The organism is Sphingomonas sp. S1-29, assembly GCF_026167545.1.
GTDB lineage: Bacteria > Pseudomonadota > Alphaproteobacteria > Sphingomonadales > Sphingomonadaceae > Sphingomonas.
Map to the genome: position 1 here is coordinate 422,324 of NZ_CP110678.1, position 23,416 is coordinate 445,739.

Consider the following 23,416-nt stretch of genomic DNA (forward strand, 5'->3'; position numbering starts at 1 on the left):
CGCCATAAGTAGCGGATCGTGAACCTGCTTCCGTTCCTCTACGCGCTGCTTGCGGCGATCACCGGTATCGCCGCTGGCGGCACGGTCATCGACGAGCCGCGCATCGCTGCGAGTGCGGTCGGGCAACGCGCGCAGGCGGTGGCGGTCGCCGCCGCGCGGCTTGTGACCTCACCGCTGCGCGCTTCGTTCGAGGCGTTGCGGTCGCGCGTCGCGCCGGCGTTGCGTATCGACGCACTACGCTTTGCGCTGGCCTTCCTGCCCGCCGACGAACGCCCCGCGCGCCGCCGCGAATAGGCTGCCGGCCGGCGCGGGACCCGCGCGTGCCCCTTGCTCTCGTCATTCTAACGCTCCCGGCACGCGCATTCGTGGCCGGGCGCTGCGACCAAAATATCAGGAAATCATCATGTTCGGTGGCCTCGCCAAGACTTTTTTCGGTTCCTCCAACGATCGCTACGTCAAGTCGCTCGGCTCGATCGTCCAGAAGATCAACGCGCTCGAGCCCACGCTCCAGGCGATGAGCGACGACGAGCTGGCGCAGCAGACCGCGCGCTTCCGCGAGCGGCTGGCGAATGGCGAAACACTCGACGACATTCTGCCCGAAGCGTTCGCCACCGTCCGCGAGGGATCGGTCCGCATCCTCGGCATGCGCCATTTCGACGTCCAGATGATCGGCGGCATCGTCCTGCATCGCGGTGAGATCGCCGAGATGCGGACGGGCGAGGGCAAGACGCTGGTGGCGACGCTCGCGACCTATCTCAACGCGCTGGCGGGCAAGGGCGTCCACGTCATCACCGTCAACGACTATCTGGCGCGGCGCGATGCCGAGTGGATGGGGCAGCTCTACCGCTTCCTCGGCATGACCACCGGGGTGATCGTCCCCAACCTGCCCGACCATGAACGCCGCGCGGCCTATCATTCGGACATCACCTACGGCACGAACAACGAGTTCGGCTTCGACTATCTGCGCGACAACATGAAATATGACCGCGCATCGATGACGCAGCGGCCCTTCGCCTATGCGATCGTCGACGAGGTCGATTCGATCCTGATCGACGAGGCGCGCACCCCGCTGATCATCAGCGGCCCGACCGACGACAAGTCCGATCTGTATCGCAGCGTCGACCTCATCGTGAAGCAGCTGACCGAAGACGATTACGAGAAGGACGAAAAACAGAAGTCGATCATCCTGACCGAGGACGGCACCGAGCGGATCGAGCGCCTGCTCGAAACCGCAGGCCTGCTGCAGGGTGCGAACCTATATGATTTCGAGAACACCCAGGTCGTCCACCATGTGAACCAGTCGCTGCGCGCGAACATGATGTTCAAGGTCGATACCGACTATATCGTCAAGGACGACAAGGTCGTGATCATCGACGAGTTCACCGGGCGGATGATGGACGGCCGCCGCTGGTCCGACGGGCTGCACCAGGCGGTCGAGGCCAAGGAGGGCGTCCAGATCGAGCCCGAGAACCAGACGCTGGCATCGATCACCTTCCAGAATTATTTCCGCATGTACCCCAAATTGAGCGGCATGACGGGCACCGCGGCGACCGAAGCCGCCGAATTCCACGACATCTACAAGATGAACGTCGTCAGCATCCCCACCAACGTCGAAGTCCGCCGGATCGACGAGGAGGATGAATTCTATAAGACGATGCAGGACAAGTTCATCGCGATCGCCAAGGCGATCCGGGTCCATGCCGAAAAAGGCCAGCCGGTGCTGGTGGGTACCGTATCGATCGAAAAGTCCGAGCTGCTGGGCGAATATCTCACCCAGGAGGGCGTGCCGCACAAGGTGCTGAACGCGCGCTACCACGAGATGGAAGCGTATATCGTCGCGCAGGCCGGACGCGCCGGCGCGGTGACGATCGCGACCAACATGGCGGGGCGCGGTACCGACATCAAACTAGGCGGCAACCTCGAATTCCGCGTCGAGGAAGAGCTCGCCGAGATGCCCGAAGGACCCGAGCGCGACGCGGCGATCGCCAAGATCCGCGAAGAGATCGAGGTCGAGAAGCAGGCGGTGTTGGCCGCAGGCGGGCTATTCGTGCTCGGCACCGAGCGCCATGAGAGCCGCCGCATCGACAACCAGTTGCGCGGGCGTTCGGGGCGCCAGGGCGATCCGGGCCTGAGCCGATTCTACCTCAGCCTCGACGACGATCTGCTGCGCATCTTCGGCCCCGACACGATGTTCGCCAAGATGATGCGATCGAACATCGGCGATGGCGAGGCGATCGGCAGCAAATGGCTGAGCAAGGCGATCGAGACCGCGCAGAAGAAGGTCGAGGCGCGCAACTACGACATCCGCAAGCAGGTCGTCGAATATGACAACGTCATGAACGACCAGCGCAAGGTGATCTACGAGCAGCGCAGCGACATCATGGATGCCGACACCGTCGGCGACGTCGTGGTCGACATGCGCGCCGAGACGGTGAACGCGATCGTCGCCGAGGCGATCCCGCTCAACAGCTATCACGAGCAGTGGAATGTCGAGGGGCTCAAGGAGCGCGCGCAGGCGGTGCTCGGCATCGACGTGCCCGTCGACCAGTGGATCGCCGAGCAGGACGGGCTCGAGCCCGAGGATATCGAGACGCGGATCCGCGAAGCGGCCGACAAGCTGATCGACGACAAGTCGGCAGGGCTCGCGCCCGAGACGTGGAGCCAGGTCGAGAAGTCGATCCTGCTGCAGAACCTCGATCACCATTGGAAGGAGCATCTGGCGATGCTCGATGCGCTGCGCCAGGTGGTGCATCTGCGCGCCTATGCGCAGAAGACGCCGATCAACGAGTACAAGCAGGAAGCCTTCGCGATGTTCGAGCGGATGCTCTCGGCGATCCGCGAGGACGTGACGAGCACCTTCGCGCGCGCGCAGTTCCAGATGGCGCCGCCCCCGGGCTTGCCCGAGCTGCCCGATTTCCTGACGCATCATTTCGACCCGCTGACCGGCGAGGACGACAGCGACGATTGGGACGCCGCGACCTTCGGCACGCTGCCGCAGCAGATGCCGCCGTTCCAGATTCCGCAGCCGACGGGCGAAGCGATCGGCGAGGATCCGGCGGACTGGGAGGGCAAGGTCAGCCGCAATGCAACGTGCCCATGCGGTTCGGGGCGCAAGTACAAGCACTGCCACGGCGCATTGGTGGCCTGAGGGCGGCGCTGGTGGCTCCCCTCCCTAGAAGGGAGGGGTTGGGGGTGGGTAGGGTCCGGGTGTACGGCTTTCGCGCGCTTAACCCCTGCCGTATCGCGAGCACTTGACCCACCACCGACCCCTCCCTTTCAGGGAGGGGAGCAAAAAAAGGGGCCGCGCATCATCCGATGCGCGGCCCCTTTTTGCATTCGATCACCACGTCACCCGATCAGCGGCGACCCGGCTCGGGCAGCGCGACGTTGGGCCCCAGATTCTCGATCACCTGGCGCGCATCGAAGGCGCGGACATTGTCGGCGGGCTTGGGGCCGCGACCGGTGAGGATTTCTGCCATCGCCTCGTAGCGGTCGATCTGGCGAACGTCGGTCACGCCGCCGCCAAAGCCGCCGCCCCAGCCACCCCAACCGCCCCAGCCGAAGCCCGGACGGAAATAGCGCCAGCTCGGACCCCATCCGCCGAACCCGCCAAAGCCGCCGCCCCAGCCGGGACCGAAGCCGTTATCGATAATCTGGGTGCGCGTTCGGCGTTCGGTGTCACGGTCGACCAGCGTGAAATGGTCGAACCCGCGCTCGAGCGTGAGCTGCGCCGCGCGGAACAGCAGATAGCGCTCGACGGTCTCGCGCGCGGTGACGCTGTTGCCCGAGAAGGATACGCGGAACCGATTGCTTTCGATCTGCTCGTCCGAATAGCCGGTGCGGCTATAGCCCTGGCCGGTCGCGGGCGCATAGGGGGTGGGGGTGGCGCAGGCGGCCAGCGCCAGGGTGCTGGCGATTGCGAGCAGTGCGGGACGGAAACGGCGGTAAGTCATTCATACTCTCCACGGACGCGCCGACGAGACGCTTAGCCAAACCAACGCGCGGCGGTGCGTTGCGCTCCACGCTATATAGCGACGACGCGTGGCATGAACAGGATTGATGGTTGCTGAATGGGCGCGCCATACCGCGAAACGGCAAAAGCGGCGGTGGCTCCCCGGGCCTGATTCGAACAGGCGACCATTCGATTAACAGTCGAACGCTCTACCGCTGAGCTACCGGGGAACACCGTCGAGAGCGGCTAGGCCGCCCGCGTCGAAGCGGCTGGGCCGCTGCGGGAGCGGGGCCTATAGCAGTGGTTTTTCGGACTTGGCAAGCGGGCTTTCGCCGAAAGATCGTTTGGCGGTTCAGGCGATGAACTGTTCCATCGTGATCCGGTCGTCGAGCGCGTGTTCGGGATCGAACATCAGCGTGAGCCCGCGCATCCGATCGATCGCAATCTCGACGCGCGCGACGTCGCGTACTTCGCGTTGGTCGGCGACCGCGCTGACCGGGCGCTTGTCGGGTTCGAGCACGGTGATCGCGATCCGCGCTTTTTCGGGCAGGATCGCGCCGCGCCAGCGCCGCGGACGAAACGGGCTGATCGGGGTTAGCGCCAGCAGCGCCGAACCCAAGGGCAGGATCGGGCCGTTGGCCGAGAGGTTGTATGCGGTCGAACCTGCAGGGGTGGCGACCAGGATACCGTCGCAGACGAGCTCGGGCAGCACCGCGCGGTCGTTGACCGTGACCTCGAGCTTGGCGGTCTGGCGGGTTTCGCGCAGCAGCGAGACTTCGTTGATCGCTGGGATCTGGTGTGTCTCACCGTCGATGGTTGTCGCGGTCATCGACAGCGGCGATACGCGGAACGGCTTGGCGCGCGCTAGCCGCTCGTCGAGCCCCTCGAGTCGCCAGTCGTTCATCAGGAAGCCGACGGTGCCGAGGTTCATGCCGAACGCCGGGACGATCCGGCGGCGCTCGAGCATCGCGTGGAGCGTCTGGAGCATGAAGCCGTCGCCGCCGAGCACGACGATCAGATCGGCCTCGTCGGGCGCCACCCAGTCGTAGCGGTCGCGCAGCTCGCGCTCGGCCACCCGTGCGGGGTGGGTGGGCGAGCCGACCAGCGCGCGGCGAACGCCGTCGCTCATCCGCCGGTGACGCTCATGTGGCGCGATACCGCGGGCGCGGCGCCAGCTTCGACGTTGAAGTCGTGCGCTGCGGGCTTGGCGGCGATCGCCTCATCGAGCGCGGCATCGACCGCGGCGAGGCCGCCGCTGCGGATCGCCGCCTTGAGATCGACCGAATCGTCATGGCCGAGGCAGGTGTAGAGCATCCCCTCGGTCGTCAGCCGGACGCGGTTGCAGCCCTGGCAGAAATTGCCAGTGAGCGGCGAGATGAGGCCGAGCCGCGTCGTCGATCCGTCGACCTGCCAATAGCGCGCTGGACCGCCGCTATCATGCGCGTTGCGGACCAGCGCGAAGCGCTGGGCCAGCGTATCGAATACGCGCGTCAGCGGCACGAAGCGGTCGGCGCGGTCCTCGTCGATCGCGCCCAGCGGCATCGTCTCGATCAGCGTGAGGTCATGCCCCTCGGCGACCGTCCAGGCGAGGATCGCGGGGAGTTCGTCCTCGTTCAGCCCCTTGAGCGCGACGGTGTTGATCTTGACCGCGATCCCCGCTGCGGTCGCCGCACGAATACCCGCGAGCACCTGGCCCAGGTCGCCATGGCGGGTGATGTGGCGGAAGCGGTCGGGGTCGATGCTGTCGAGGCTGACATTGATCCGCCGCACCCCGGCATCGGCAAGCGCTTCGGCGTGCTCGACCAGTCGGGTGCCGTTGGTGGTCATCGTCAATTCGTCGAGCCCGGCGCCGACATGGTTGCCGAGCCGCCGCACGAGATCGATCGCGTCGCGGCGGACCAAGGGCTCGCCGCCGGTAAGCCGGATCTTGCTAACCCCGCGCTGGATGAAGCGTTCGGCGATCAGCGCCATTTCGTCGAGGCTGAGCAGCGCCGATCGCGGCAGGAAGCTCATCTTTTCGGCCATGCAATAGCGGCAGCGAAGGTCGCACCGATCGGTGACCGAAACGCGCAGATAGCGGATGGTCCGCCCGTGGCGATCGATCAGGGCGGGGGAATTGGGCATCGCGCTACAGCTAAGGCCTGCCCGGCAATGGCACAAGGAGGCGCGCAATGGGCGATTGCGGCATCCAGGACGGATTGGCGCGCGGGGCGCACGCGGCTAAACTGATCGTTCGGCGCGACCTTGTGCCGGGGGAACCCATGCGCACGTGACACAAGCCGACGCCTCCGCTGCGCCCCATCTGCCGTTGTTCATCCTGTCGTTTCGCCAGCGCGACGAACTCGCCGCGCTGGCCGCGCGTGGTGGCTGGCGCGTGGTCGCGGCGCGGCGGGACGAGGCGGTCGAGCGGAGGTTTCGCGCGAGCGGCGCCGAACTGGCGGTGGTCGATGCGAGGGGATCGCTGGCGCAGGGATTGGCGGCGGTGGCGACGCTGGCGGGGGCCGGTGCCTCCCGGCCGGGCGCGATCGTCGCCTGCGTTTCGCGCGGCGACGTCGGCGCGCTCGGGGATTTCTATTCGGCAGGCGCAACGCATTTCCTGGTCAGCCCGATCGCCGAGGTCGAGTTCCTGCACGCGCTTCGCTTTGCGAGGCGCGGGATCGCGGGCGAGGAACGCGGCGACGACAAGCCCGCCGACATGCTGGGCTGGCGTTACGACCCCGCGCGGCGGACGGTGCAGCTGACCCCCGCATTGGCGGCGATGCTCGAGCTGGGCGAGACGCAGACGGTGCGCGCGCTGCTGCGCACGATCAAGCGCGAGGAACGCCGGATGCTGGCGCGTGCGCTGCATCGGCTCGCGGGGGGCACGGTTACCGCGTTCGCGCATGACCTGTCGCCGCTGGGGCGGGTGGTCCAGCATCTGCAGCGCGACGTGCGCACCGGGCGGCTGCAGTCGCTGGTCGAGCCGCTGGGCAATCCGCCCGACGTCGGCGCGGTGCTGCGCGAGACGATGCCGGCGGTGCGCGACGAACAGGGCGCGCGGCAATGGATCGATCACGCGCTTCGGGCGGGCACCGCGCTGCAGGTCGCGGTGGTGACGCTCGCGCGGTTCGATGTGGTCAACATGGCGTATGGCCGTGCGGCGGGGGATCGACTGCTGCGCGCGGCGGCCAAGCGGATCGAGGAGGCGGCATCGGCGGTGCTGGGGCGGCGAGCGATGGTTGCCAGGCTCGGCGGCGCCGATTTCGCGGTCGCGACGCGCGAGGGGTCTGACGCGCTTGCACGCGCGACGCAGGCGGTGGGAGCGGCGTTGGGGCGGCCTTTCGTCGTCGGCGGTGAGATGGTGCCGATGGGCGCGCGGATCGCGACCGCGGCGAGCGTCGAGGGCGACGATGCGACCGCGCTGCTGCGCCGCGTCGGCGATGCGCTCGATGCGCCGAGGGGCGAGGGCGGTCGCGACCAGATCGAGCGACTGGCGACCGAGCTGCGCCAGGCGATGGAAGCCGAGCAGGTCGATATCCTGTTCCAGCCGCAGGTGGCGATCGCGAGCGGGGCGATCGTCGGGGTCGAGGCGCTGGCGCGCTGGCGGCACCCGGTGCTGGGCGAACTGGGCGCCGAGATGCTGTTCGCCGCTGCCGACCGTGCGGGGCTCGCGCTGGCGCTGTCCGAGCATGTCCAGGCGCTGGCGTTGCGGCGTGCGGCGGGCTGGCCCGCGGCGCTCGGGCGATTGCGGCTGGCGATCAACATCACTGCGGGCGACATGGCCAAGCCCGACTTCGCCGACATCCTGCTCGGGCGGATTGACGCCAGCGGCTTCCCGCGTTCGCGACTGACGATCGAGATCACCGAGAGCGGCTTGATCGAGGAATTGGGCGAGGCGGCGCGGCTGCTCGCCGAACTGCGCCGCGCGGGATGCCGGGTGGCGATCGACGATTTCGGCACGGGCTATTCGAGCCTTGCCTATCTAAAGGCGCTGCCGCTCGATTACCTCAAGATCGACAAGCAGTTGAGCCAGGACATCGAAGGCACTCCGCGCGACCGGATCGTGGTGCGCGGGGTAATCGACATGGCGCGCTCGCTGGGGCTGTCGGTGATTGCCGAAGGGGTCGAGACCGAGGTGCAGCTCGATCTGCTGGCCAAGGAAGGGTGCCAGTATTTCCAGGGCTTTCTGTGCGCGCCGCCGATCGACGTCGCGGCGCTGGTGGCGTTGGTAGAGAGGCAGCGATGATCGGATTATGGGCAGTGCCGGTACTGGTTGCGGCGGCACCGATCGCCGAGCCGAGGGTGGCGATCGAAGCCGCGATGCGCGATTCGGCGGCGGGATGGAATGCGGGCGACCTCGATCGGTTCCTGGCGGTCTATTCGGATGATCCCGCAACCAGCTTTACCGGGGCGAAGGGCCTGGTGCGCGGCAAGGCGGCGATCCGCGCCCGCTATATCGCGGGGTATCCGGCGATTTTCGGACCGGCGGCGAAGCGCGAGGCGATCCCCGTACTGTCGTTCGTGTTCCAGGATTTCCGGTTGCTTGGCGACGACCATGCGCTGCTCACCGCGCGCTGGCGGCTGGGCGAGGGCCAGACGGGCATGACGACTGGTGTTCCAGCGTGAGGATGGCGGCTGGCGGATCGTGGCGGACCATAGCAGCTAAGCGGCAACCCCTCTTTCCGTTCGTGCTGAGCTTGTCGAAGCACTGTTCTTCTGTCGCCGCGCGTAAGAAGAACGGCATTTCGACAGGCTCAATGCGAACGGGGAGGGGGCGAAGGGCGCTGCTTAGCCAGCCGCCTTTGCCAGCCCCCGTGTGATTTGCAGCGCGGCGTTCAGCCTTGCCTTGGGGTTCGCGAATGGGCGGGTGATTGCCAGCTTCATGTCGGGGCGTAGCTTTGCCGATCCTTCGAGCCGCGCGACATAGGCCAGCAGCCCGTCGACATTGGGGAATTTGTCGGCATGGAACGCCACCAGCGCGCCGCGCGGGCCGACGTCGAGCTTGGCGATGCACGCGCGCTTGGCGTTCAATTTGGCTTCCATCAGCACCAGCAGATTCTCGGTCGGTTCGGGCAGCTTGCCGAAGCGGTCGATCATCTCGGCGGCGAATGCTTCGATCCCCGGACGATCGTCGACATCGTTGAGGCGGCGATAGAGCCCCATCCGCAGGTCGAGATCGGGGACGAAGGTTTCGGGGATCAGAATCGGCGCGTCGACGGTGATCTGCGGGCTGAATTCGCCGGGCTGCAATTCGCCATCGTCGCGGGTGCGGCCCGCCTTGGCGTCCATGATCGCCTCTTCGAGCATCGACTGGTAGAGTTCGTAGCCGACCTCGCGGATATGCCCGGTCTGTTCGTCGCCGAGCAGATTGCCGGCACCGCGAATATCGAGATCGTGGCTGGCGAGCTGGAAGCCTGCACCCAATGATTCGAGGTCGGACAGCACCTTCAGCCGTTTGTCCGCCGCCACCGTCATCAGCCGCTCGGCGGGGGTGGTCATATAGGCATAAGCCCGCGTCTTGCCGCGCCCGACGCGGCCGCGAAGCTGGTATAGCTGCGCCAGGCCGAACCGGTCGGCGCGGTTGATGATCATCGTGTTGGCGCTGGGGATGTCGAGCCCGCTTTCGACGATCGTGGTCGACACGAGCACCTCAAACTTCTTGTCGTAGAAGGCGGACATCCGCTCTTCGACCTCGGTCGGGGCCATCTGGCCGTGCGCGACGACGTAGCGGATTTCGGGGACTTCGCGGCGCAGATATTCCTCGATCTCGGGCAGGTCCGAAATCTTGGGCGTGACGAAATAGGCCTGGCCGCCGCGATAATGCTCGCGCAGCAGCGCCTCGCGCACCACCACCGGATCCCAGGGCATGACATAGGTGCGAACCGCCAGGCGATCGACCGGCGGGGTCTGGATCACCGACAGGTCGCGCAGCCCCGACATCGCCATTTGCAGCGTGCGCGGGATCGGGGTGGCGGTGAGCGTGAGCACGTGGACGTCGGCCTTCAGCGCCTTCAGCCGTTCCTTGTGAGTGACGCCGAAGCGCTGTTCCTCGTCGACGACGACCAGGCCGAGGCGCTTGAAATCAATCCCCTTCGACAGCAGCGCATGGGTGCCGATGACGATATCGACCTGGCCGTCGGCAAGCCCTTCCTTCACTCCCTTGGCCTCGTTGGCTGGGACGAGGCGCGAGAGGCGACCGATGCGGATCGGGAAGCCTTCAAAACGCTGGCTGAAATTGGTGTAATGCTGGCGCGCGAGCAGGGTCGTCGGGCACACGACCGCGACCTGCATCCCCGCCATCGCCGCGACAAAGGCGGCGCGCAGCGCGACTTCGGTCTTGCCGAAGCCGACATCGCCGACGACCAGCCGGTCCATCGGCTTGCCCGCCGAAAGATCACCCAGTACATCCTCGATCGCGCGGTCCTGATCCTCGGTCTCCTCATAGGGAAAGCGATCGAGGAACGAGGGATAGCCGCTCGAATCGGGTTCGGCGATCTGGCCGGGGCGGGTGGCGCGTTTGGCGGCGACGATGATGAGTTCGCCTGCGATTTCGCGGATCCGCTCCTTCATCTTCGACTTGCGGCGCTGCCACGCCTCGCCGCCCAGTCGATCGAGCGTGGCGGCTTCCTCGCCCGATCCGTAGCGCGACAGGACGTCGAGATTCTCGACCGGCACGTATAATTTGTCGCCGCCGGCATATTCGAGAGCGACGCAATCGTGTGGGCTTTGCCCGACCGGGATCGAGGTCAGCCCCTTGTAGCGGCCGATGCCGTGATCGACATGGACGACGAGGTCGCCCGGCGACAGCGACGACAACTCGGCGAGGAAGGCGTCGGTCGATTTCTTGCGCTTGGTCCGCCGAATCAGCCGGTCGCCCAGCATGTCCTGTTCGGTGAGGACCGCGATCCCGGGGGCGGTGAAGCCGTGATCGAGCGGCAGGACGATCAGCGCGACTGCAGCGCTCTTGGCCCCCCTCCCTGCAAGGGAGGGGCTGGGGGTGGGTGGAATGCTCGTGCTACGGTCGGGCTGCGTGCTCGGCTGCCGTGCCTCCAGGCCTCGACCCACCCCCGACCCCTCCCTTTCAGGGAGGGGGGCAGTAATGCCCAGCGCCTCCTGCCAGCTATCGGCATGTACCGCGCCTTTGAGGCCGTGATCGGCGAGCAAGCCGCCCAGCCGTTCGCGCGCGCCGATCGAATAGCTGGCGAGGATCGGCTTGCGGCCCTCCTTGCGAAGCTTGGCGACGTGCGCGACCACGGCTTCATAGACATTCGCCTGCGCGGTGCGTTCGGGGGCGAAATCGCGTGGGCCGTCGACTTCGAAATCGAGAACGGTGGCGCTGGCGGGTTCGTGAAAATGGCTGATCAGATGCGCGCGCGCTTCCTTGAGCAGCCCGGCCCATTCGTCGGCGAGCAGATAGAGCTGATCGGTGCCGAGCGGGCGGTAGCTGCCGACATCGGTGCTCTGCGCGCGGACTCGGTTGGCCTGATAGTCGGCGATCCCCTCGAATCGCGACTCGGCGGCGGCGGGGGCGTTGGCATCGCGAACGACGACGGCATCGTCGGGCAGATGGTCGAACAGCGTTTCGAGCCGTTCCTCGAACAACGGCAGCCAATGTTCCATGCCCGCCAGCCGCCGGCCTTCGCTCACCGCCTGATATAGCGGATCGCCGGTCGCGGTGGCACCGAAGCGTTCGCGGTAGCGGCCGCGGAAGCGCTTGATGCTGGCTTCGTCGAGCAATGCTTCGGACGCGGGCAGCAGGGTGAAGCCGTCGATCCGGCCGGTGGTGCGCTGATCGGTGGGGTCGAAGGTGCGCACGCTTTCGATTTCGTCGCCGAAGAAGTCGAGCCGCAGCGCCGAATCGCTGCCCGATGGCCACAGATCGACCAGCCCGCCGCGCACCGCGAACTCGCCCGAATCATGCACCGTGTCGGTACGCAGATAGCCATTGGACGACAGCAATTCGGCCAGTTTGCCGAGCGATATGCGCTCGCCGGGGGCAAGCCGGGCGACGAGCTGGCGGATTCGGAACGGGGTGAGCGTGCGCTGAGTCGCGGCGTTGACGGTGGTGAGGAACAGCCGGGGGCGGGTGGGCCGCGTCTGGATCGCGTGCAGCGCGCCCAATCGTTCGGACATGGTGCGAAGCGACGGGCTGGCGCGGTCATAGGGCAGGCAATCCCAGGCCGGGAATTGCAGCACTTCGATTTCGGGCGCGAAGAACGGCACGGTGCCTGCGATCGCGCGCATCTCGGCATCGTCGGACGCGATCAGCACCGCGCCGCCGGGGGCCGCACGCGCCAGATCGGCGAGCAGGACGGGGACGAAGCCGGCGGCGACGCCCGACAGGGTAAGCGGCTGGCGCGCGCCGAGAACGGTGGAAATGTCGGGCATTTTGCTCTTTGCTCCCCTCCCTGGAAGGGAGGGGTTGGGGGTGGGTGGCGTGCTCGTGGTACGGATGAGTCGGGTGCGCGGCGCCGCTATCGCCTGGCCTCGACCCACCCCCGGCCCCTCCCTTTCAGGGAGGGGAGATTTCAGCGCGCGATCGGCACGTAGTTGAGCGTTTCCATCGCCTGCATCAGCGTGCCGCGATAGTGATCGGGCACGGGTTGCGTCCCCATCGCCCAGGCCATGATGTCGACATCCTGTTCCTCGATCAGCACCTCGAACTGGTCGATCTCGGCGTCGGTCCAGCCGGCATGATGCTGGTCGAAGAAGCCGCCGATCAGCAGGTCGGCTTCCTTGGTGCCGCGATGCCAGGCGCGAAATCGCAGGCGCTTTATTTTCGTATCGCGGTCCATCATCTCTCCAACGCGGATAGACCGGCGGCGCTGGAAGCGGCCGCCGGCTGGTGTATGGGGGCAGATAGGCATGCGACCCGATCTACTCAATCCATTGTTCGCCGAGGTAACCGTCCTGAAGGGGGTGGGGCCGGCGATCGCCAAGCCGCTCGAGCGGCTGAAGCTGTCGCGCGTCGTCGATGTGGCGTTCCATCTGCCCACCGGCTGGATCGATCGCTGCCCGCGCGACGAACTCGACATGGCCGATGCCGGGCGGGTGATCGCGATCCAGCTGACCGCGGTCGACTATAAATCGAGCGCGGGGCGTGGGCCGACGCGCGCGCATGCAGTCGACGCCAAGGGCAATTATGTCAGCCTGGTCTATTTCGGCGGCAATTCGGGCTGGGTGAAGAAATTGCTGCCGCTGGGCGAGCCGCGCTTCGTGTCGGGCAAGCTCGAGCTGTACGGCCAGGAACTGCAAATCGTCCATCCCGACATCGTCGTGCCGCCCGAAGAGGCGAGCACCGTCGGCGGGCGCGAGGCGATCTACCCGCAGGCCGAGGGGATCAATTCGAAACGCCTCGCCGCCTTCGCCGCGCAGGCGATCGAGCGCGCGCCCGAGCTGCCCGAATGGATCGAACCGAGCCTGAAGGCCAAGCATGGCTGGCCCGGCTGGCGCGAGGCACTGGCGGCCATCCACGCCGATCCGTCGAACGAGAAGGCGCGCGCGCGACTCGCCTATGACGAGGTGTTCGCCAACCAGCTGGCGCTGCTGCTGGTGCGCGGTGAGGCGCGGTCGAAGCGCGGACGGCCGCTGGTCGGTGACGGGCGGCTGCGCGATCGGCTCGATCTGCCCTATTCGCCGACGGGCGCGCAATCGCGCAGCATCGGCGAGATCGAGGGCGACATGGCGCAGAACCGCCCGATGCTGCGGCTGCTGCAGGGCGATGTCGGATCGGGCAAGACGCTGGTGGCGACGATGGCGTTGCTGATCGCGGTCGAGGGCGGGGCGCAGGGTGCGCTGCTGGCTCCCACCGAAATCCTCGCGCGCCAGCATTACGAGACGCTGTCGCGGACGCTGGCGGGGATCGCATCGGTCGCGATCCTGACCGGGCGCGACAAGGGGCGGGTGCGCGAATCGACGCTGATGGGGCTGGCCGACGGATCGATCGACATCCTGATCGGCACGCACGCGATTTTTCAGGACACGGTGACCTACAAGGCGCTGGGGCTGGTGGTGGTCGACGAGCAGCATCGCTTCGGCGTCGCGCAGCGGATGCTGTTGCAGGCCAAGGCCGCGGTGCCGCCGCATCTGCTGGTGATGACCGCGACGCCGATCCCGCGCACGCTGACGCTGGCGCAATATGGCGAGATGGATGTCAGCCGGCTCGACGAGATGCCCCCCGGTCGCCAGCCGATCGAAACGCGGGTGCTGTCCGAGGAGCGGCTGGCGGAAGTGGTCGAGGCGCTGGGGCGGCATCTCGAGGGCGGGGGGCAGGCCTATTGGGTGTGTCCGCTGGTCGAGGAAAGCGAGACGTCGGACATGGCGGCGGCGGAGATGCGCGCCGAGACGTTGCGGCGGCGCTTCGGCGATGCGGCGGTGGCGCTGGTGCATGGCCGGATGAAGCCGCTGGAAAAGGACGCCGAGATGGCGCGGTTCTCCGAGGCGCGTGCGGGGGTGCTGGTGGCGACGACGGTGATCGAGGTTGGGGTCGATGTGCCTAACGCGACGCTGATCGTGATCGAACATGCCGACCGTTTCGGGCTGGCGCAGTTGCACCAGTTGCGCGGGCGGGTCGGGCGGGGCGGCGGCAAATCGGTGTGCCTGTTGCTGCGCGGCGGGACGCTCAGCGAAACGTCGCGCGCGCGGCTGGCGCTGATGCGCGAGAGCAATGACGGATTTCGCATCGCCGAGGAGGATCTGCGGCTGCGCGGCAGCGGTGAATTGCTCGGAACGCGGCAATCGGGCGAGATGACCTTCCGGCTGGCGGCACCCGAAATGCTGGGCGATCTGCTACCGCCGGCCAACAGCGACGCGCGGCTGCTGGTCGATCGCGATGGGGGGCTCAGCGGCGAGCGCGGGCAGGCGGCGCGGGTGGCGCTATATCTGTTCGAGCGCGATGCCGCGGTGGGGTTGTTGCGGTCGGGATAATTACCCTTCCGTTCGTTTCGAGCGAAGTCGAGAAACCGGGCTCCCGGACCATTTTCTCGACTTCGCTCGAAACGAACGGTTCCTTCCGGATGCGCCCGAAGATAGGGCCCCCTCCATGGGCAACCTCATTCCAATCCTGGCCGCATTGCTTGGCGGCATCGGCCTGGCGGTTCAGCCGCCGACCAATGCCGCGCTCGGGCGAAGCGTCGGCTCGGTGCTCGTCGCCGCATTGCTGTCGTTCGCGATCGGCACAGCGATCCTGCTCGCGATCTGGCTGGCGGCCGACCGGACCCCGCTGGCGAACGTCCGGAGTGCGAAGCCTTGGATGCTGCTCGGCGGGCTGTACGGCGCCTATTTCGTTGCCGCCGCGGCCTTCGCCGCGCCGCGGCTGGGGCTCGCATCGATGCTGACGATCATGATCGCCAGCCAGCTGGTCGCCGCGTTGGTGCTCGACCAGTTCGGGCTGTTCGGGCTCGATCGCGCGCCGGTAAGCCTCGCGCGCGTCGCCGGGGTCGTGCTCGTGCTGGTCGGCGTGGTGCTGGTGCGCCGCGGCTGAGCCTCAGCGCTTGAGCATCGTCGCGAGCAGCTCGTAATAGGATGCAAGATCGATCGCGACGTCGAAGCTGCAGCCGATCCGCCCGCCCAATGCCCAACGTATCTCGGCCACCATCACCCCCATCACCGGCAGCGTCACGCGGATGCGCTGCCCCGCGACATAATTGGCCTCGAGCCGCGCCATCATCCCGTGCGGCGAGATATTGACGATCTGCAGCGACAGCGGGCGCGCATCGGGGCCGAAGCCGCGCGCGCGGTAATCGACCAGGTCGCGGTCGACTTCGCGCTGGTCGGCATAGGATACGGCACTGGTCACGAACGCCCCCTCGATACATCCGGCGCCGTATTGCCGGACACATACGCCTAGCTCGCCACGCATGAACCGCATGGCAATAGAGGTCCTTAATCGGGGGTTAGCCTAGTCCTTGCGCACCAGCAGCCCGTGATGCTTCTTGCCCGCCGACACGCGGACCGGCGCGTCACCGATCGAGACTACCAGCGCTTCGTCCTCGACCTTGACGCCATCGACGCGCGCGCCGCCGCCCTTGATCAGCCGGCGCGCCTCGCCCTTCGACGCTGCGAGCCCGAGTGCGACCATCGCATCGACGATGCCGATCGTCGGCTCGGCGAGAACATGGGTAGGCAGCGCGTCGCCCGCGCTGCCCTCTTCGAAGGTCCGCCGCGCGGTCTCGGCGGCTTCGACCGCCGCGTCGGTGCCGCGGCACAAGGCGGTGGCTTCGTTGGCGAGCAGCTTCTTGGCCTCGTTGATCTCGGCACCGCCCAGCGCCTCGAGCCGACCGATCTCGTCGAGCGGAAGGTCGGTGAACAGCCGCAGGAAGCGCCCGACGTCGCGGTCGTCGGTGTTCCGCCAGAACTGCCAATAATCATAGGCCGACAGCTGTTCGGGGTTCAGCCACACCGCCCCCGCCATCGTCTTGCCCATCTTGCCGCCGTCGGCGGTGGTGATCAGCGGCGTGGTGAGCCCGTACACCTCGGTCGAATCGACCCGCCGCGCCAGCTCGACGCCGTTGACGATGTTGCCCCATTGGTCCGATCCGCCCATCTGCAGCCGGCACCCGGCGCGGCGCGACAGCTCGAGAAAGTCGTATGCCTGCAGGATCATGTAGTTGAATTCGAGGAAGCTCAGCGATTGTTCGCGATCGAGCCGGAGCTTGACCGAGTCGAAGCTCAGCATCCGGTTGACCGAGAAATGCTGGCCGATGTCGCGCAGGAACGGGATATATTCGAGCGCGTCGAGCCATTCGGCATTGTCGAGCATCAGCGCGTCGGTCGGGCCATCGCCGAAGGTCAGGAAGCGTTCGAACACCGTCTTGATAGAGGCGATGTTGCTGCCGAGCGTCTCGGGGGTGAGCAGCCGCCGCGCTTCGTCTTTGAAGCTGGGGTCGCCGATCTTCCCGGTGCCGCCGCCCATCAGGACGATCGGCTTGTGCCCGGCCTGCTGCAACCGCCGCAGCATCATGATCTGCACCAGGCTGCCGACATGCAGCGAGGGCGCGGTGGGATCGAAGCCGATATAGCCCGGAACGACCTGGCGGCACGCCAGCGCATCGAGCGCGGCGGCATCGGTCTGCTGATGGATATAGCCGCGGTCGGCCAGGGTGCGGAGCAGGTCGGAGGCGAATTGGGTCATAGCGGGTGCCCGATAGCATGTTTCGGCGAAGTGCGAAGCCGGGGTTCCTCCCCTACCTTGTCCAGGGAGTGGAGCGACAAGCGGAACGCTCTCGACTTCGCGCGACTGGCCGCGATAGGGGTGGGCGATGACGGACAACACGCGCATGCTGGCGATCGGACTGATGTCGGGCACGTCGCTCGACGGGATCGATGCCGCGCTGATCGAGACCGATGGCGAAGGCTTTGTGCGCGCGCTGGGGTTCGTCGGTAGCGATTATGACGATTCCGACCGCGCGCTGCTGGCGGCGGCGACCGAGGTCGCGCTCGCGATGGCCACGCCCGGCGAGCATCCGGCGATCGCCGCAGCCGAGCGATTGCTGACGACGCGTCACGCCGCTGCGGTCGAGGCGTTGCTTTCGAAGACCGGGATCGCTCGCGACGCGATCGGCGTCATCGGCTTTCACGGCCAGACGATCGCGCACCGCCCCGATCGCGGCTGGACCTGGCAGTTGGGCGATGGCGCGGCGCTCGCCGCGGTTACCGGCATCGACGTGGTAGGCGACCTGCGCGGTGCCGATGTCGCGGCGGGGGGGCAGGGGGCGCCGCTGCTCCCGGTCTATCATCGGGCGCTGGCGGGCGATCTCGCCCGGCCGATCGCGGTGCTCAATCTGGGCGGGGTGGGCAACATCACCTTTATCGGCGAAGCCGACACGCTGATCGCGTTCGACACCGGGCCTGCCAACGGGCTGATCGATTCGTGGGTCGAGGCCGAGCGCGGGCTTCGCTTCGATGCCGATGGCGCGCTGGCGGCGGCGGGCCGGGTCGACGAGATCGTGCTGACCAACATGCTCGATCATCCCTATTTCGACGCACCGCCACCCAAGTCGCTCGATCGCAACGATTTCACGATCCAGCCTGCGCGTGGGCTGTCGCTCGAGGACGGCGCGGCGACGCTGACCGCGTTCACCGCGCAGACGGTGGCCGAAGCGCTGCGCCATCTGCCGGCGCGCCCGCTCCGCCTGCTGGTGGCCGGCGGCGGGCGGCGCAACCCGGTGATGCTGGCGATGATCGCGCAGCGGACCGGGCTCACCCCCGAGGTGACCGACAGCCTGGGCTGGAACGGCGACGCGGTCGAGGCCGAGGGATTCGCCTATATGGCGGTGCGGTCGCTCCGCGGCCTGCCGATCAGCTATCCGGGCACCACCGGCGTGGCCGCGCCGCTGACCGGCGGGACGCTGCACCGGGCGGCGGCTGCATGATCGCCGGCCTGATCTTCGCCACGGAACCCGCCGAAGACCGCCCCGAGGCGCTGGCGGCGACGCTGCCGTTCGGCGGCATGACCTTGCTCGAATACCAGGCGCGGCTGCTGATCGCGGCGGGGGCGTCGCACATGATGGTCGCAGTGGCGCGCGTGACCCCCGCGCTGCTCGGCGCGGTCAACCGGATCACCCGGCGCGGCATCGCGGTCGACATCGTCCGCTCGGCCGAGGAAGCCGCGGCGCGCGCGCACCCGCTCGCCAGCATCGTCGTGATCGCCGATTCGCTGGTGACCACCGAATTGGCGGTACGCGCGATCGCCGCGGCGCAGCCCGATACGCTGATGGTGACCACCGATTCGGCGACCCCGGCGGCGGTCGAGCGCGTCGACGCCGATCATGTCTGGGCAGGACTCGCCTCGCTCACCAGCGCACGGCTTGCGGAAATCGCCGAGATGCCGCGCGATTATGACTTCCAGTCGGGGCTGCTGCGCGTGAGCGTGCAGGGCGGCGCGGCGCAATTGATGCTGCCGGGTTCGGCGAAGCGCGCTGGCCACGGCGTCGTTCGCCACCCCGACCAGCTGGCCAGCCGCAGCAACGCGGTGCTCGCGGCGCTGGCGAACAGCCGGGTCGATTGGCCCGACCGCTTCGTCTTCACGCCGATCTCGCGGCTGGCGCTGCCGCAGATGGTGGCGCGGGGGGTGCCGGTGTGGGCGGTGATCGCGGGCGCTGCGCTGTTTGCCGCCGGCGGCGTGGCCGCGATGCTCTACCGCCATGTCGCCGCGGGACTGGTCGCGATCGTCGTGGCGATCGCGCTGCTGTCGACGGGCTCGCTGCTGAGCTGGCTGCGCGGCGACGATCAGCGCGCGCGGGTGCAGGAGATCGCGATCGCAGCCGCAGCGGGCACCGGCGCGCTGCTGACCGGGCTCGCGACCAGCTGGGACGACGGCAACGCCACCGCATTGGTGCTGGCGCTCGGGCTGTTCGCCGCGGTGGCGATCGCCGAGCGGACGGCGATCCGCGGGCCGCTATGGTGGGGCAGCCCCTCGGCCTATCTGCTGGTGCTGCTTCCCTTCGTTCTCGCCGGGTTCGCCGCGGTCGGGCTGGCGGTGGCGGCGCTGTATGCGCTTGCGACGCTTGCCGCCGCAGTCGAAATTTTGCGGAAAAAAGCTTAGGAGCCCCTTAACGACATTGCCGTTAAGCGAGGGTCGATGGCGCCTTACCAATTCGATATGCGCGAGGGGGAACCGGTCGGCGCCGACGCGCTGCTCGCGCAGGCGGCGGCACACGAAACCCATGCGCGCGCCACCGGAACCGCGGCAATCCGCGATTTCCTCGCCCCCGACGCGGCACGGCTAGACGATCGGACGCGGGTCGCGCTGACGACCTTGCTTCGCACGATGATCGGCACGATCGGCGGCGACCTGCACGGCCATGCGATCCGGTTGCTCACCGATCGCGGCGAGACGCGGTCGGCCGGAGCGATCGCCGATATCGCGGTCGAGGATATGTTCGCCCGCGTCCAGGCACAGCTCCTCCGCCACGCCGAAGTCGCCCGCGAATTGCTCGACCGGGTAGCGATGGACCTGCTCGCCGAGCGACTGGCCGACGGTGAATCGGGCGAGCCGGTGCGGCATATCGATCACGCCGATCGGGTCGTCGCCCAGCGCGCGGCGGCGTTGCTGGCGGCGGAAAGCCGGCGGCGTACCCCGGTCGATCAGCCGCCCTACGCGACCGATCTGTCGGCCGAGCTGCACGTGCGAACGGTATGGGCGACGGCAGCGGCGATCGCCGCGACGGGGGAGGGCGGCGCGGCGCTGCACCGTGCGCTTGCCGATGCCGGGTTGCGCAGCCTTGCCGCGCATGACGAGGGTGCGCGGCTCGAAGCGGCGGCGGTTCGGCTTGCGAGCGCGATCGATGCGCCTACGCCCGATCTGCCCGTCCTACTCGAACAAGCGCTCGGCAATCGTCGCGTCGCGCTGTTCATCGCGCTAGTCGCGCATGGATTGCGGATTGCGTTCGAGGATGTGCGCACCGTGGTGGTGCAGCCGGGCGACGTCCGGCTGTGGCTGGCGCTACGCGCGCTGGGGCTGCCCCGCGCGACGATCGCGCGGATCGGCTATATGCTGAGCGAGGCCGATCCGCGCCGCGATATCGAGACGTTCGCCGATCTGCTCGATCCGCTCGCGGCGTTGGCGCCCGAGGACGCGCTGGCCGCGCTCGCGCCATTGAAGCTGCCGCGCGACTATCGCGATGCGCTGGCGGCGCCGGGGTCATGAGCGTCTTCGATACGAGCCCGTCGGTCGCGCTTGCGCGGCTGGATGAGCATGGCCGGCTGGTCGCTGCCGATGCGCGATTGGAGCAGCTCAACGCTCAGGCGGGGGGCGCGATCGGCGCGCCGCTGGCGCTGCCCGCGGTGGCGACGGTCGCGCGGCTGGCGCGGCGGCTCGGCATCGTGGTGGCGCGGCCTGCGATCGTCGCCGATGGCGACGACGATCTCGACCTGTGGGTGCGGGCGACCCCCGACGACGAAGCAACCTTGCTGCAGGTAAGCGGCTGGCAGATGCGCGAGCCGCAGCCGCCATCAACCGGCGCTGCGGCAACCGCGGCGTTCGACGAGGCCGATGCCGATTTCCGCTGGGAAAGCGACGCCGCGATGTGCCTTACCGCGCTGTCGGGCGATGACGCGACCTTCGATGCCGACGCGCTGCTGGGCAAGCCGATCACCCGCTTTCTGGTGCTTGACGACGAAAGCGACAGCACGGTGTCGATCCTCGCTGCCGCGGCAGCCAGCACCGGGTTCGTCGACCAGCTGGCGACGATCCGCGCCACCGGGCGGCGGGTGCGGCTTTCCGCGAGCGCGCGGCTCGATCCGGCGGGGCGGTTCGCAGGGTTCGTCGGCGCGGGCCGCTTCGTCACGCCGACCGCCGATGCCGAACCCGCGATCGACGACGGCGCCCCCGCCTTTCCCGACACCTTCAGCGAGCGGCTCGAACGCGCGCTGCGGATGCCGCTGACGCGAATCGTCGCGCACGCCGACAGCATCGGCGCGCAGGCCGATGGCCCGGTGAAACCCGAATATGTCGAATATGCGCAGGATATCGCCAGCGCCGCACGGCATTTGATGGGATTGGTCGACGATCTGGTCGACCTGCAAGCGATCGAGCGCGCCGATTTCCGCGTCGAGGTCGAGCCGATTGACCTGGCCGATGTCGCGCGCCGCGCCGGCGGCCTGTTATCGGTACGCGCGGCGAACGCCGACGTGCGGATCGACCGCCCCGATTTCGCCGATACGCTGGCGGCGCGCGGCGAGTTCCGGCGCGCGCTGCAGGTCCTCGTCAATCTGGTGGGCAATGCTGTGCGTTATTCGCCGCCCGGCGGCACCGTGTCGATCGCGCTCGAGCAGGTGGGCAGCCAGGCGCGCGTGACGGTAGCCGACCAGGGGAAGGGGATTGCCAACGGCGACCATCACCGCATCTTCGAAAAATTCGGGCGGGTCGATCCCAACGAACCCGGCGGCACCGGGCTGGGGCTGTACATCGCGCGGCGGCTGGCGCGAGCGATGGGGGGCGAGCTTTCGGTCGAAAGCACGCCCGGCCAAGGCGCGCGGTTCACGCTGGCGCTGCCGGCGGGCGACTGAGCCTGCGAGCGCTCAACGCATCCGGCGAGCGATCAACACGAGTACCAGTCCCAGCACCGCCAGGATCGATCCGTTGAGCACCCAGGGGCGCTGATCGACCATGAAGCTCGACGCCGGCCAGCGGACGATCCCGAGCCCCTGGCCGATCCACAACATCCCCATCAGCGCCATCGCGACGCCGACGATCATCAGGATGCGCCGGCGCCGCATCGGCTCAGCGCTTGTCGACGGGGATATAGTCGCGCTGCGTCGGGCCGGTGTACAGCTGGCGCGGGCGACCGATCTTCTGCTCTGGGTCCGAGATCATCTCGTTCCATTGCGCGACCCAGCCGACGGTACGCGCCAGCGCGAACAGCGCGGTGAACATCGTCGTCGGGAAACCGATCGCCGACAGGATGACGCCCGAATAAAAGTCGACGTTGGGGAACAGCTTCTTCTCGACGAAATAATCGTCCTTCAGCGCGATTTCCTCGAGCCGGAGCGCGGTTTCGAACACCGGATCGTTGACGCCGAGCGAGTCGAACACCTCGCGCACCGTCTTCTGCATCACCGTCGCGCGCGGATCGTAGTTCTTGTACACGCGGTGGCCGAAGCCCATCAGGCGGAACGGATCGTTCTTGTCCTTGGCGCGCGCGATATATTCCGGAATCTTGTCGGGCGTACCGATTTCGCGCAGCATGTTGAGCGCGGCTTCGTTGGCGCCGCCATGCGCCGGGCCCCACAGGCAGGCGATGCCTGCCGCGATGCACGCGAACGGGTTGGCGCCCGATGACCCTGCGAGCCGGACGGTCGAGGTCGACGCATTCTGTTCGTGATCGGCGTGAAGGATGAAGATGCGGTCGAGCGCGCGCTCGACGACGGGGTTCACTTCATAGGGCTCGGCGGGCACGCCGAAGGTCATGCGCAGGAAGTTGCCGGTGTAGCTCAGCGAATTGTCGGGATAGAGGAAGGGCTGCCCGACCGAATATTTATACGCCATCGCGGCGATCGTCGGCATCTTGGCGATCAGCCGGTGGCTGGCGACCATCCGCTGGTGCGGATCGGCGATGTCGGTCGAATCGTGGTAGAAGGCCGAAAGCGCGCCGACGATGCCGCACATGATCGCCATCGGATGCGCATCGCGGCGGAAGCCGCGATAGAATTGCGCCAGCTGCTCGTGGAGCATCGTGTGGCGGGTAATCGTGTAGCTGAACTTCTCGAGCTCGTCGGCCGAGGGCAATTCGCCGTTCAGCAGCAGGTGCGCGACTTCCATGAAGGTCGATTGTTCGGCGAGCTGGCCGATCGGATAGCCGCGGTGCAGCAGCACGCCTTCGTCGCCATCGATATAGGTCAGCGCCGAATCGCAGCTGGCGGTCGAGGTGAAGCCGGGGTCATAGGTGAACATCCCGGTCTGCGCGTAATATTTGCGGATATCGATGACGTCCGGCCCGACACTACCCTGGCGCACGGGATATTGTTTTTCCCCGATTGTCATCG

At 67.6% G+C, this 23,416-nt stretch carries 19 protein-coding genes and 1 tRNA gene; 10 read left to right on the plus strand and 10 right to left on the minus strand.

The window, feature by feature from the left end:
* The first annotated feature begins 18 nt into the window (after positions 1 to 18).
* Entirely contained in the window at positions 19 to 294 is a 276-nt protein-coding gene (locus tag OKW76_RS01990; protein WP_265550657.1) for a hypothetical protein, read from the plus strand.
* A 109-nt stretch (positions 295 to 403) separates the two neighbouring features.
* Complete coding sequence (secA, locus tag OKW76_RS01995) at positions 404 to 3,148, plus strand: preprotein translocase subunit SecA (RefSeq protein WP_265550658.1); 2,745 nt, start codon at positions 404 to 406, stop codon at positions 3,146 to 3,148.
* Positions 3,149 to 3,356: 208 nt separating this feature from the next.
* Here the strand turns inward: secA and OKW76_RS02000 are convergent, their stop codons facing one another.
* The 4 genes from OKW76_RS02000 to moaA form a co-directional block, all read right to left on the minus strand.
* Positions 3,357 to 3,953 (minus strand): CC0125/CC1285 family lipoprotein, encoded by a 597-nt coding sequence (locus OKW76_RS02000; protein WP_265550660.1) that lies wholly within the window; start codon positions 3,951 to 3,953, stop codon positions 3,357 to 3,359.
* 154 nt (positions 3,954 to 4,107) lie between these two features.
* Positions 4,108 to 4,182, minus strand: a tRNA-Asn gene (locus OKW76_RS02005).
* Positions 4,183 to 4,304: 122 nt separating this feature from the next.
* Positions 4,305 to 5,081: an NAD kinase gene (locus OKW76_RS02010; protein WP_265550663.1), complete on the minus strand. Its 777-nt coding sequence runs from the start codon at positions 5,079 to 5,081 to the stop codon at positions 4,305 to 4,307.
* The gene (gene moaA, locus OKW76_RS02015) at positions 5,078 to 6,076 is read right to left on the minus strand and encodes a GTP 3',8-cyclase MoaA (RefSeq protein ID WP_265550666.1); all 999 of its coding nucleotides are present in this window, start codon (positions 6,074 to 6,076) and stop codon (positions 5,078 to 5,080) included. Before moaA ends, OKW76_RS02010 begins: the two co-directional genes overlap by 4 nt.
* A 145-nt stretch (positions 6,077 to 6,221) precedes the next feature.
* Between moaA and OKW76_RS02020 the strand changes: the two genes are divergently transcribed.
* A complete protein-coding gene (locus OKW76_RS02020) occupies positions 6,222 to 8,177 on the plus strand; it encodes a putative bifunctional diguanylate cyclase/phosphodiesterase (protein ID WP_265550668.1) in 1,956 nt (651 codons plus the stop codon).
* Positions 8,174 to 8,557: a YybH family protein gene (locus tag OKW76_RS02025; protein WP_265550670.1), complete on the plus strand. Its 384-nt coding sequence runs from the start codon at positions 8,174 to 8,176 to the stop codon at positions 8,555 to 8,557. Before OKW76_RS02020 ends, OKW76_RS02025 begins: the two co-directional genes overlap by 4 nt.
* A 162-nt stretch (positions 8,558 to 8,719) precedes the next feature.
* Here the strand turns inward: OKW76_RS02025 and mfd are convergent, their stop codons facing one another.
* Together mfd and OKW76_RS02035 are read right to left on the minus strand one after the other, a co-directional pair.
* The gene (mfd, locus tag OKW76_RS02030; RefSeq protein ID WP_265550672.1) at positions 8,720 to 12,319 is read right to left on the minus strand and encodes a transcription-repair coupling factor; all 3,600 of its coding nucleotides are present in this window, start codon (positions 12,317 to 12,319) and stop codon (positions 8,720 to 8,722) included.
* 140 nt (positions 12,320 to 12,459) lie between these two features.
* Entirely contained in the window at positions 12,460 to 12,726 is a 267-nt protein-coding gene (locus OKW76_RS02035) for a succinate dehydrogenase assembly factor 2 (RefSeq protein ID WP_265552712.1), read from the minus strand.
* 70 nt (positions 12,727 to 12,796) lie between these two features.
* Here OKW76_RS02035 and recG point away from each other — a divergent pair, with 70 nt between their 5' ends.
* Positions 12,797 to 14,857, plus strand: a complete 2,061-nt coding sequence (recG, locus tag OKW76_RS02040) for an ATP-dependent DNA helicase RecG (RefSeq protein ID WP_265550674.1) — start codon at positions 12,797 to 12,799, stop codon at positions 14,855 to 14,857.
* Between the two features lie 115 nt (positions 14,858 to 14,972).
* Positions 14,973 to 15,413, plus strand: coding sequence for a DMT family transporter (locus tag OKW76_RS02045; RefSeq protein WP_265550676.1), 441 nt, complete (start codon positions 14,973 to 14,975; stop codon positions 15,411 to 15,413).
* A gap of 3 nt (positions 15,414 to 15,416) precedes the next feature.
* Here the strand turns inward: OKW76_RS02045 and OKW76_RS02050 are convergent, their stop codons facing one another.
* Positions 15,417 to 15,728: a PilZ domain-containing protein gene (locus tag OKW76_RS02050; protein WP_265550678.1), complete on the minus strand. Its 312-nt coding sequence runs from the start codon at positions 15,726 to 15,728 to the stop codon at positions 15,417 to 15,419.
* Between the two features lie 102 nt (positions 15,729 to 15,830).
* Positions 15,831 to 17,063, minus strand: coding sequence for a tyrosine--tRNA ligase (gene tyrS, locus OKW76_RS02055; RefSeq protein ID WP_265550681.1), 1,233 nt, complete (start codon positions 17,061 to 17,063; stop codon positions 15,831 to 15,833).
* Between the two features lie 145 nt (positions 17,064 to 17,208).
* Here tyrS and OKW76_RS02060 point away from each other — a divergent pair, with 145 nt between their 5' ends.
* From OKW76_RS02060 to OKW76_RS02075, 4 genes are read left to right on the plus strand one after another with little or no spacing between them, the layout of a single operon-like run.
* The gene (locus OKW76_RS02060; protein WP_265552714.1) at positions 17,209 to 18,303 is read left to right on the plus strand and encodes an anhydro-N-acetylmuramic acid kinase; all 1,095 of its coding nucleotides are present in this window, start codon (positions 17,209 to 17,211) and stop codon (positions 18,301 to 18,303) included.
* A complete protein-coding gene (locus OKW76_RS02065) occupies positions 18,300 to 19,475 on the plus strand; it encodes a hypothetical protein (protein ID WP_265550683.1) in 1,176 nt (391 codons plus the stop codon). Before OKW76_RS02060 ends, OKW76_RS02065 begins: the two co-directional genes overlap by 4 nt.
* A gap of 57 nt (positions 19,476 to 19,532) precedes the next feature.
* Entirely contained in the window at positions 19,533 to 20,579 is a 1,047-nt protein-coding gene (locus OKW76_RS02070; RefSeq protein ID WP_265550685.1) for a hypothetical protein, read from the plus strand.
* Positions 20,576 to 21,940, plus strand: a complete 1,365-nt coding sequence (locus OKW76_RS02075; protein ID WP_265550687.1) for a sensor histidine kinase — start codon at positions 20,576 to 20,578, stop codon at positions 21,938 to 21,940. Before OKW76_RS02070 ends, OKW76_RS02075 begins: the two co-directional genes overlap by 4 nt.
* 12 nt (positions 21,941 to 21,952) lie before the next feature.
* On the opposite strand, the gene OKW76_RS02080 is transcribed toward OKW76_RS02075, so the two are convergent.
* Positions 21,953 to 22,150, minus strand: coding sequence for a hypothetical protein (locus tag OKW76_RS02080; protein ID WP_265550689.1), 198 nt, complete (start codon positions 22,148 to 22,150; stop codon positions 21,953 to 21,955).
* A gap of 4 nt (positions 22,151 to 22,154) precedes the next feature.
* Positions 22,155 to 23,414, minus strand: a complete 1,260-nt coding sequence (locus OKW76_RS02085) for a citrate synthase (RefSeq protein ID WP_416221854.1) — start codon at positions 23,412 to 23,414, stop codon at positions 22,155 to 22,157.
* Positions 23,415 to 23,416: the final 2 nt, after the last annotated feature.